The 8,989-nt window shown below is 73.8% G+C and carries 13 protein-coding genes; 2 read left to right on the top strand and 11 right to left on the bottom strand.

The genetic code is table 11. The features are described 5' to 3' along the window. Positions 1 to 78: 78 nt before the first annotated feature. Genes L3K22_RS11800 through infC form a run of 4 tightly spaced genes read right to left on the bottom strand, consistent with a single transcriptional unit; the run spans position 79 to position 2,250 of the window. Positions 79 to 999 (bottom strand): TrmH family RNA methyltransferase, encoded by a 921-nt coding sequence (locus L3K22_RS11800; RefSeq protein ID WP_263311531.1) that lies wholly within the window; start codon positions 997 to 999, stop codon positions 79 to 81. Positions 1,000 to 1,018: 19 nt separating this feature from the next. Continuing rightward, positions 1,019 to 1,399, bottom strand: a complete 381-nt coding sequence (rplT, locus tag L3K22_RS11795) for a 50S ribosomal protein L20 (protein ID WP_263311530.1) — start codon at positions 1,397 to 1,399, stop codon at positions 1,019 to 1,021. Positions 1,400 to 1,457: 58 nt separating this feature from the next. Further along, on the bottom strand, positions 1,458 to 1,652 hold the full coding sequence (rpmI, locus tag L3K22_RS11790) for a 50S ribosomal protein L35 (RefSeq protein WP_010550143.1): 195 nt from the start codon (positions 1,650 to 1,652) through the stop codon (positions 1,458 to 1,460). A gap of 25 nt (positions 1,653 to 1,677) precedes the next feature. Beyond that, positions 1,678 to 2,250: a translation initiation factor IF-3 gene (infC, locus tag L3K22_RS11785; protein WP_318604320.1), complete on the bottom strand. Its 573-nt coding sequence runs from the start codon at positions 2,248 to 2,250 to the stop codon at positions 1,678 to 1,680. Between the two features lie 344 nt (positions 2,251 to 2,594). Between infC and L3K22_RS11780 the strand changes: the two genes are divergently transcribed. Together L3K22_RS11780 and L3K22_RS11775 are read left to right on the top strand one after the other, a co-directional pair. Beyond that, positions 2,595 to 3,524 carry a DUF4352 domain-containing protein gene (locus L3K22_RS11780; RefSeq protein ID WP_263311529.1) on the top strand — a complete coding sequence of 310 codons (930 nt, stop codon included), beginning with the start codon at positions 2,595 to 2,597 and terminating at the stop codon, positions 3,522 to 3,524. A 164-nt stretch (positions 3,525 to 3,688) separates the two neighbouring features. Next, positions 3,689 to 4,021 (top strand): DUF1844 domain-containing protein, encoded by a 333-nt coding sequence (locus L3K22_RS11775; protein WP_050815731.1) that lies wholly within the window; start codon positions 3,689 to 3,691, stop codon positions 4,019 to 4,021. A gap of 67 nt (positions 4,022 to 4,088) precedes the next feature. On the opposite strand, the gene L3K22_RS11770 is transcribed toward L3K22_RS11775, so the two are convergent. From L3K22_RS11770 to L3K22_RS11740, 7 genes are all read right to left on the bottom strand, one after another. Beyond that, positions 4,089 to 4,946 carry an SseB family protein gene (locus L3K22_RS11770; protein WP_263311528.1) on the bottom strand — a complete coding sequence of 286 codons (858 nt, stop codon included), beginning with the start codon at positions 4,944 to 4,946 and terminating at the stop codon, positions 4,089 to 4,091. Next, positions 4,943 to 5,677, bottom strand: a complete 735-nt coding sequence (priA, locus tag L3K22_RS11765; RefSeq protein ID WP_263311527.1) for a bifunctional 1-(5-phosphoribosyl)-5-((5-phosphoribosylamino)methylideneamino)imidazole-4-carboxamide isomerase/phosphoribosylanthranilate isomerase PriA — start codon at positions 5,675 to 5,677, stop codon at positions 4,943 to 4,945. Before priA ends, L3K22_RS11770 begins: the two co-directional genes overlap by 4 nt. Before the next feature lie 70 nt (positions 5,678 to 5,747). Beyond that, a complete protein-coding gene (locus tag L3K22_RS11760; protein WP_010550150.1) occupies positions 5,748 to 5,906 on the bottom strand; it encodes a CG2302 family histidine operon protein in 159 nt (52 codons plus the stop codon). Next, a complete protein-coding gene (gene hisH, locus L3K22_RS11755; protein ID WP_373318045.1) occupies positions 5,903 to 6,637 on the bottom strand; it encodes an imidazole glycerol phosphate synthase subunit HisH in 735 nt (244 codons plus the stop codon). Before hisH ends, L3K22_RS11760 begins: the two co-directional genes overlap by 4 nt. Beyond that, a complete protein-coding gene (locus L3K22_RS11750) occupies positions 6,634 to 7,239 on the bottom strand; it encodes a hypothetical protein (RefSeq protein WP_263311526.1) in 606 nt (201 codons plus the stop codon). The genes hisH and L3K22_RS11750 overlap by 4 nt, the downstream gene beginning before the upstream one ends. Continuing rightward, a complete protein-coding gene (hisB, locus tag L3K22_RS11745) occupies positions 7,236 to 7,853 on the bottom strand; it encodes an imidazoleglycerol-phosphate dehydratase HisB (protein ID WP_062947818.1) in 618 nt (205 codons plus the stop codon). Before hisB ends, L3K22_RS11750 begins: the two co-directional genes overlap by 4 nt. Next, complete coding sequence (locus tag L3K22_RS11740) at positions 7,850 to 8,983, bottom strand: histidinol-phosphate transaminase (RefSeq protein WP_263311525.1); 1,134 nt, start codon at positions 8,981 to 8,983, stop codon at positions 7,850 to 7,852. Before L3K22_RS11740 ends, hisB begins: the two co-directional genes overlap by 4 nt. Positions 8,984 to 8,989: the final 6 nt, after the last annotated feature.

Genomic DNA, 8,989 nt, shown 5'->3' with positions numbered 1-8,989 from the left:
GGAGGGGGACCGCGGCGGCGCCGAGGGCGCGGCCGGGCCCGCGGCGGCCAGCGGGGGCGGTCTCCGCGACGGGCGCGCTCATGCCCCGGCCCGCCGTCGGCGAAGGCTCTCGAAGAGGCAGACGGTCGCGGCGGTGTGCACGTTCAACGATTCCGCGTGGCCGGCCAGCGGGATCCGCACGGTCAGCGGCGCCGCGGCGAGGATCTCCTCGTCGAGCCCGTGCGCCTCGTTGCCGAGGATCCACGCGATCCGGTCCGGCAGGTCGACGTCGAACAGCTCCGAGTCCGCGTAACCGCTGGTCGCGGCGGCGGTGATGTCGCGGGCGGCGAGGGCCTCGAGCAGGGGGCCGCTCTCGGCGCCGGTGAGGACGGGGAGGTGGAAGAGCCCGCCGACGCTCGCCCGCACGGCCTTCGGCGAGTACGGGTCGGCGCTGGTGCGGGTCAGCAGCACGAGGTCGGCGCCGGCGGCGTCCGCGGTGCGGATCAGGGTGCCGACGTTCCCGGGATCGCGGACCTCGTGGAGCACGACCACTGTGAGCGGCCAGTCATCGGGCAGCGCCTCCAGCGCGGCGGTCGCGGCGTCCGGGTCCTCGGCGGGCAGGGCGCCGACGGCGACGACGCCCTGCGGGGAGACGAGCGCTCCCGGGGCGCCGCCCGTCCCGGCGGCGGCAGGAGCGGACGCGACGTCGGCGGTCGCGTCGGCCGGGCCGCTCTCGCGCACCATGGCGCGCAGGATCTGCTCGTCGACGAGGCGGGCCGGAATGCCCGCCGCGCGGGCGAGGCGCTCGAGCTCGGGGTGCGCCTCGGCGGCGCGCTCGGTGAGGTGCACCTCGAGGGCGAGCTCGGGACGGTGCGCGAGGAGGGAGCGCACGGCCTGCGGCCCCTCGACGCGGAAGCGTCCCTGCTTGCGACGCGCCGAGCGCCCGGTCAGCGCCGCCACCTTCCGCACCCGCTCGGAGCGGGGGGAGGTGATCGGGGACTGATCCGGGCGCTCGGTCATCGCTGGACGGGCAGCGATGTCAGGCCGCGGGGGCGTTGACGTCGTCGGGGAGGGCGTTCTTGGCGACCTCGACCAGGGCGGCGAAAGCCGGCGCGTCGTTGACGGCGAGCTCGGCGAGCATGCGACGGTCCACCTCGACACCCGCGAGGCCGAGGCCCTGGATGAAGCGGTTGTAGGTCAGGCCGTTGGCGCGGGACGCCGCGTTGATGCGCTGGATCCAGAGCTGACGGAAGTCGCCCTTGCGCTTCTTGCGGTCGCGGAAGTTGTAGGTCTGCGAGTGCAGCACCTGCTCCTTCGCCTTGCGGTACAGGCGCGAGCGCTGGCCGCGGTAGCCGCTGGCCTGCTCGAGGATCTCCCGACGCTTCTTCTGGGCGTTGACCGCCCGCTTCACGCGTGCCACGTGATACTCCTTCGATCGTAAGTTCAGGGTCGCGGGAGCCGTGCTCCCGCGTGGGCGATCAGCGGCCCAGCAGCTTCTTCATGCGCTTGGCATCGGCCTTCGACACATCGGTGTCGGAGCCCAGACGGCGCTTGCGGGTGGAGGACTTGTGCTCCAGGAGGTGGCGAGCGTTCGCCTTCTCCCGCATGAGCTTGCCCGAACCGGTGACGCGGACGCGCTTCTTGGTACCCGAGTGGGTCTTGTTCTTCGGCATTGGCCTGTTTCTCCTTGTGACGTTCTCAGGACTCGGCGCCGGCCTCGGCCTCGGGCGCGGACTCGTCGTCCTTGCCGCGGGCCGCTGCCTTCTCGGCGTCGGTCTTGCGCTTGCGGGCCTCGGCCATGGCCTGGGCCTTCTTCTTGTGAGGCCCGAAGACCATCACCATGTTGCGGCCGTCCTGCCGCGGGTGGGACTCGACGAAGCCGTACTCCGAGACGTCCTCCGCCATGCGCTGCAGGAGCTTGACGCCCCGCTCGGGACGGGACTGCTCACGGCCGCGGAAGCGGATGATGACCTTCACCTTGTCGCCGCCGTCGAGGAACTTCTCGACGTTGCGACGCTTGGTCTCGTAGTCGTGCGTGTCGATCTTCAGGCCCATCCGGATTTCCTTCTGGACCGTGTTCGCCTGGTTCTTCCGAGCCTCGCGGGCCTTCAGGTTGGCTTCGTACTTAAACTTGCCATAATCCATGAGCCGCGCGACGGGCGGGTTCGCACCCGGTGCGACCTCGACCAGGTCGAGGTCTGCTTCCTGGGCGAGACGCAGGGCGTCCTCGACACGGACCTCACCGACCTGCTCGCCGTTGGGACCGACCAGGAGGACCTTGGGGACCCTGATCTGACCGTTGATGCGCTGTTCGCTGATGTTGGCTCCTCACCTTGTTTCGAGTCGGAAGACGACGAAGGCCCCCGCAGTCATGCGGAGGCCCCAAGGTGCGAGCGCTGCGACGGCGGTCGGGCGCGACGGCCCGCTCGCCGGACGATGACGCCCGACTGCGATACTGACCCAGCGGCTGGATGCCACGAGGTGGGAAGGGACTCCACTTGAGGAACGTATGACGAGGGTTTCGACCTGTTCCAGTCGTCTATCCTACCAGGAGTACGACGGACGTCCAGGTGATGTGCGTCGCGCCGCCAGGCCGCGATCAGCGAGGAGTACAGGTGCACACCGACCGCGAGGCGTCCGAGCAGGACGGCCGGCCAGCGCTCTCTCCCGGCACCGCCCCTGCGGAGCCGGCCGGCACCCCGGAGCTCCCCGCCCCGCAGAGCCCCGTGGACGCCTCCCACGAGTACGGCTACGGGAACGACGAGGAGCTCCCGGCCCCGGGCGGCGGCGAGCCCGCCGAGCCCGCCCAGCAGACCGAGGGCCCGGACGACCTCTCCGAGACCGAGCGCCGCTCCGTCACCGGCGTCCAGGGCGTCACCGCTCCCCGCGCGATGCTGCGCCCGGTGCCCGAGGGGTTCCCGACCCCTCCCCCGCGCCCGGCCGTCCCGAACCGTCGGCCCGCGAAGGTGCAGGACCCCGACGAGGCGAAGGGCTCGCGCCGCGGACTGCTCATCGGTGCGATCGTCCTCGTCGCCGTGCTGGTCCTCGCCGTCGCCGTCGGCGGGGGCATCCTCGCCTTCCGCGCCCTGGGCTCCGACGACCCGGGCGACTCCGATCCGTCCGCGCCCGCCGGGACCGCCGCCCCGCAGGATGGGGCCTCCGGCGGCAGCGCGACGATCGGCGAGGTCGAGATGACCGCGGTGAGCACCGAGGCGGGCGTGCGCAGCGTCGGCAGCCGCTCCGACCCGGTCGAGCCGGAGGGCGAGTTCGTCATCGCCACCGTCGAGATCGACAACCAGGGAGACCGGGCGGTGCCGCTCACCCCGGAGTCGATCTCGCTGGAGTCCGCCGACGGCGCCACCCACCCGCTCGACCTCGATGCGAGCCGCGTGCACATCGCCGACAGCAAGAGGCCCACCCAGATCCCGGGCGGCGGCAGCGGCACCGTCCACCTGGTCTTCGACGTGCCGATCGGCACCGAGCCCTCCGCGATCCTCGTCGACTTCGGCGAGGACATGACCGGATCCCTGCCCCTGGCCGGCTGAGCCACTCCCTCCGCCCGCCGCGGACCACCATCCCCGCACCGCGTCCGAGCCGGACGCGGACCGAGAACGAAGGACCCCCAGTGACCGAGCACTCCCACGACAGCACCCCGCACGCGCACGACGCCCCGCACAGCCACGACGCCCCGCACAGCCACGACGAGGGGATCGGCGCCGACGAGCTGCGCGACATCGCCGAGGTCTCCTCGGTCGAGATCATCACCTCCGCCTGCGTGCACCTGATGAGCGCCGCGGCGGTGAAGGTGGGCCTCGCCGAGGACGAGGAGACCGGGCAGTACCAGGACCTCGCCGAGGCGCGGAAGCTGATCACCGCCCTCGCGGGCCTGGTCACCGCCGCGGCCCCTGAGATCGGCAACGAGCACGCCCGCTCGCTGCGGGACGGTCTGCGCTCCCTTCAGCTCGCCTTCGCGGAGGCCCTGCCCTTCCCCGACGAGCCGGGCAAGGCGCCGGGCGAGAAGTACACCGGCCGGGTCTCCTGACGAGGTCGGGCCCCGGCGTCGCGGGCCGGGCTACGGCTCCGGCACCGGCACCGGCACCGGCTCCGGTTCAGGAGCCGAGCACGAGCCGCATCGAGCTGATCCGCTCGGCGACGAGCTGCGATCCCCCGAGCCCCTGCGTCACCAGCTGGACCACCGCGGAGACCTGCTCCGCGGTCAGCCCCGGGCGCAGCCGCAGGTGGAGGTCCACCTCGGCGCGCTCGCCGGCGCGGGCCGCGAGGCCCAGCACGGCGGGCGAGGCGGAGGTCCCGACCCGCTCGAGCTCCGCGGCGAGCTCGCCGTCCTCATGCGGCGGGATCCACTCGCGCCCCTGCGCGAGCGCCCACAGCACCGAGCGCGGCAGCAGCACGGGGCCGCCCTCGGCCTCGGGCGTCGCGGCGTCCAGCAGCAGCGCGGTGCAGCCCTCCTGGACGGCGGCCTGCGCCGCCTGCGGCGCGACCACGGGCACGGGCCGGGCATCGCCGCGCCAGGCGGAGAGCTGGTCGACGGAGGTGAACAGCGGCAGCACCGTCGTCCCGTCGGGCGCGGTGATCGAGACCATCGCCATGTCGGCGCCGTTGTCGCCTGTGAGGCCGTGGGCGGTGGTGCCCGTCTCGGTCGCGACCGCCATGATCGGCACCAGCACCCGGGAGGTCGTCAGCGCCGCGACGAGCGCGCGTCGGTGCGGGTCCCGGCCCGCCCGGTGCGCCTGCAGCGCCTCGGCGAGGTGCGCCGGGGTCGCGCCGTCGTCGCCGGGGAACGGGCTGACGGTGTAGTCGCGGCCCTCCCAGGAGACGCCCGCGGTGTCGGTCAGCGCGGACTTCTCGCGGAAGTGGGAGGGCAGGGCCCGACGGGCCCGTCCGCCGGGGTCGGCGTCCGGGCCCGTCGGTCCGTGGTCCTCGTTCTGCGAGGTGTTCTCGGAGGTCACGGGCGTCCCGCGACGTCGAGCGCCTCGCCCATCGTGAAGGCCTGCGCGTACAGGGCCTTGCCCACGATCGCGCCCTCGACCCCGACGGGGACCAGCTCGCGCAGCGCGCGCAGGTCGTCGAGGGAGGAGATGCCGCCGGAGGCGACGACCTTCGCGTCGGTGCGCTCGCAGACCTGGGCGAGCAGGTCCACGTTCGGGCCCTGGAGCGTGCCGTCCTTGGTGACGTCGGTGACGACGTAGCGCTGGCAGCCGGCGGCGTCGAGACGCTCGAGGGTCTCCCACAGGTCGCCGCCCTCGCGGGTCCAGCCGCGCGCGGCGAGGGTGGTGCCGCGCACGTCGAGGCCGACCGCGATGCGGTCGCCGTGCTCGGCGATGATGTCGGCCGTCCACTCGGGGTTCTCGAGGGCGGCGGTGCCGAGGTTCACGCGGCGGCAGCCGGTGGCGAGCGCCGCGGCGAGGGACTCGTCGTCGCGGATCCCGCCGGAGAGCTCGACGTTCATGTCCACGGCGGCGACGACCTCGGCGAGCAGGGAGGCGTTGGAGCCGCGGCCGAAGGCGGCGTCGAGGTCGACCAGGTGCAGCCAGTTCGCGCCGCCCTCCTGGAAGGCCAGTGCGGCGTCCAGCGGCGCGCCGTAGCCGGTCTCGGTACCGGCCTCGCCCTGGACGAGGCGGACGGCCTGGCCTCCCTGCACGTCGACGGCGGGGAGCAGCTCGAGCACGGGAGCGGTCATGGGGGTCCTCCTGGGACTGAGGGGGTGGTGCCCGGTCGGGCGCGGGGACGGACGGGGTGGGGAGGCGTGCTCAGCCGCTCTGGATGCGCCAGAAGGAGATGCCCAGGCACACGAGGCCGAGCACGGCCAGTCCCGCGATCGCCCACCAGGGCTTCTTCGAGCGGTAGAAGGACCAGGCGCCGCCGAGGAGCATCCCGCCGGCGAAGAGCATCAGGAACGCGAGGATCATGCGTCCTGCTCCCGGTCGCGGCGCGGCAGGGTGCCCAGCCAGTTCGCGAGCAGGCGGGCGCCGGCCGCGCCGGACTTCTCGGGATGGAACTGGGTGGCGCTGAGCGCTCCGTTCTCGACGGCGGCGACGAAGCGGTCCTGCTCGTGCTGGGCCCAGGTGACCTGCGGCGCCTTGAGCGGGCCGGTGTCCTCCAGCTCCCAGCTGCGGGCGGCGTAGGAGTGGACGAAGTAGAAGCGCTCCTGCTCGATTCCGGCGAACAGCGCGCTGCCCGCAGCGGGTTCGACGGTGTTCCAGCCCATGTGGGGCACGACCTCGGCCTGGAGGTGGGTGACCTCGCCCGGCCACTGGCCGAGCCCGCGGGTGCGCTCGCCGTGCTCGGTGCCTGCCTCGAACATCGCCTGCAGGCCCACGCAGATGCCGAGCACCGGCAGGCCGCCGGCCAGTCGCCGCTCGATGATCCGGTCGCCGCCGACGGCGAGGATCTGCGCGAGGGTCGCGGAATAGGCGCCGACGCCGGGGACGACGAGCCCGTCGGCCGCGAGGGCGCGCTCGCGATCCGCGGTGAGCTCGACCTCGGCGCCCGCGGCCTCGAGGGCGCGGACGACGGAGCGGACATTGCCGGAGCCGTGGTCGAGGACGACCACGTGCGGGGCGGGACCCGGCGCTGCCGCGGTGGCCGGTGCGTCCGCGGCGCTCGCAGCGGCCGATGCCCCGGTCTCGGTCGCGCTCACGGGCCCTTCCTCCCGCCGGAGGAGATCCACTCCAGCGCCTCGGCCCGGGTGAGCGAGGCGGGGTCGAGGCCCTCGCCGAGCTCGTCGAGCGAGGTCGTGCCCAGCAGCAGCTCCTCGACGAGGTCATCGACGGCGCCGAGCACGATCGCGGGCGAGATGTCCTCGCCGCGCTCGCCGTTCTTGTACCGGGTCGCGGTCATGCGGTCGCCGCGGCGCCAGAAGACCACGATGCCGTTGCGCTGCAGGGCGGTGGAGGTGATCGCGGCGAGGTCGTGCGCCGCCGCCTCGGACAGCGGGCCGACGGCGACCGCGCCGGTGGCGGTGTCGAAGGTGCGGGAGTCGGTGGGGATGTCGATCCCGTCGGTGCGCGCCTCGCGGCCCAGCCGGATCACGCCGGCGAGCGCCTTCGCGGTCGCGACGGAGGTGGCGACCACGGCGATCGTGGGGACCTCGTCCTCCTCGGGCGCGGCCGAGGCGTCGGACAGGACGTCCTCGACGGTCAGCGGCGCGTCGTCGAGGGAGAGCCCCTCGGTGAGGCGGGCGAACTCGGCGTCGATGTCCTCGGGCTCGGGCCCGCGGCCGGTGGTGTCGTCGGTGCTCACAGCGCTCCCTTGGTGGACGGCACCCCGAGGACCCGGTCGTCGGGGGCGCAGGCGGCGCGCAGCGCCCGGGCGAGCGCCTTGAACTGCGCCTCGACGATGTGGTGCGGGTCGCGGCCCTCGATCACCCGGATGTGCAGGCAGATCGCGGCGTGGTGGGCGAGGGACTCGAAGACGTGACGGGTCAGGGAGCCGGTGAAGTGCCCGCCGATGAGGTGGGTGGCCTGGGCCTCGCTCTCCCCGGAGTGGACGCAGTAGGGGCGGCCGGAGAGGTCCACGACGGCCTGGGCGAGCGCCTCGTCCAGCGGGACCAGCGCGTCGCCGAAGCGGGTGATGCCGTGCTTGTCGCCGAGCGCCTCGCGCAGCGCCTGGCCGAGCACGATCGCGGTGTCCTCGACGGTGTGGTGGGCGTCGATGTGGGTGTCGCCCGTCGCCCGCACGGTGAGATCGAAGCGGGCGTGGGTGCCCAGGGCCGTGAGCATGTGGTCGAAGAAGGGCACGGAGGTGGAGATGTCCACCTGGCCGGTGCCGTCGATGTCGAGGCTGACCTCGACGGAGGACTCCCGGGTGGTGCGGGAGAGGGTCGCAGTGCGCGACGGGCGGGCGGTCTCGGTCATCGGGGGTCGGCCTCCTCGAGGGCGGTGCGGAATGCGGTGTTGTCCTCGGGGGTGCCCACGCTGACGCGGAGCCAGCCGGCCGGTCCGACGGCGCGGATCAGCACGTCGCGCTCCAGGAGGGCCTGGAACACGTCGTCGCGATCGGCGAAGGCGCGGAAGAGGACGAAGTTGGCGTCGGACGGGGCGACCTCGTGGCCGCGACCGGAGAGATGGGCGGCGAGCGCGTCGCGCTCGGTGCGCAGCAGCGCGACCTTCCCCAGCAGCTCCACCCGGTGGGCGAGGGCGGTGCGGGCCACCGCCTGGGTGACGGCGGAGAGGTGGTAGGGCAGGCGCACCACGCGCACGGTGTCGACGATCGCGGGATCGGCGACGAGATAGCCGAGGCGGGCGCCGGCGAGCGCGAAGGCCTTGGACATGGTGCGGGCCACGACGAGGTTCGGGTGCTCGGCCAGGAGGGTGAGGGCGCTGGGCACCCCGTCGCGGCGGAACTCGCCGTAGGCCTCGTCGACCACGAGCAGCCCGCGGGCGGGCTCGAGCGCGCGGGCGGCGGCGCGGGCGACGTCCAGGTCGAGCGCCGTGCCGCTGGGGTTGTTCGGCGAGGTGAGCACCACGATCGAGGGCCGGTGCTCGGCGATCGCGGCGGTGACCGTCTCCGCGGTGAGCGCGAAGTCGGGAGCAGGGCCCCGCTCGGCGGTGACCCAGGCGGTAAAGGTGTCGCGCGCGTACTCGGGGTACATCGAGTAGTGCGGCGTGAAGCCGAGCGCCGTGCGGCCCGGGCCGCCGTAGGCGAGCATCAGCTGGTGCATGACCTCGTTGGAGCCGTTCGCGGCCCAGACCGCCTCGGCCGGCGGGGCGGGCACGCCGGACTCCTCGGCGAGGTACTCCCCCAGCTCGCGGCGCAGGTCCAGCGCTTCCCGGTCCGGGTAGCGATTCAGGCCCGCCGCGGCCTGCGCGGCGGCGGCGCCGATCGCGGCGGCGAGCTCCTCCGAGGGGCCGTAGGGGTTCTCGTTCACGTTCAGCGCATGCGCGACCGGGAGCTGCGGCGCGCCGTAGGGGGCGGCTCCGGCGATGCCGTCACGGGGGACGGGCAGGACCGAGGGCTCACGGGTCGGGACGGGCGAGGCGGACATGGCACT

The organism is Brachybacterium atlanticum (assembly GCF_025669985.1).
Taxonomy (GTDB): domain Bacteria; phylum Actinomycetota; class Actinomycetes; order Actinomycetales; family Dermabacteraceae; genus Brachybacterium; species Brachybacterium conglomeratum.
The sequence above is the reverse complement of the archived record's forward strand: the minus strand, read 5'-3'. Positions and strand labels throughout refer to the sequence as shown.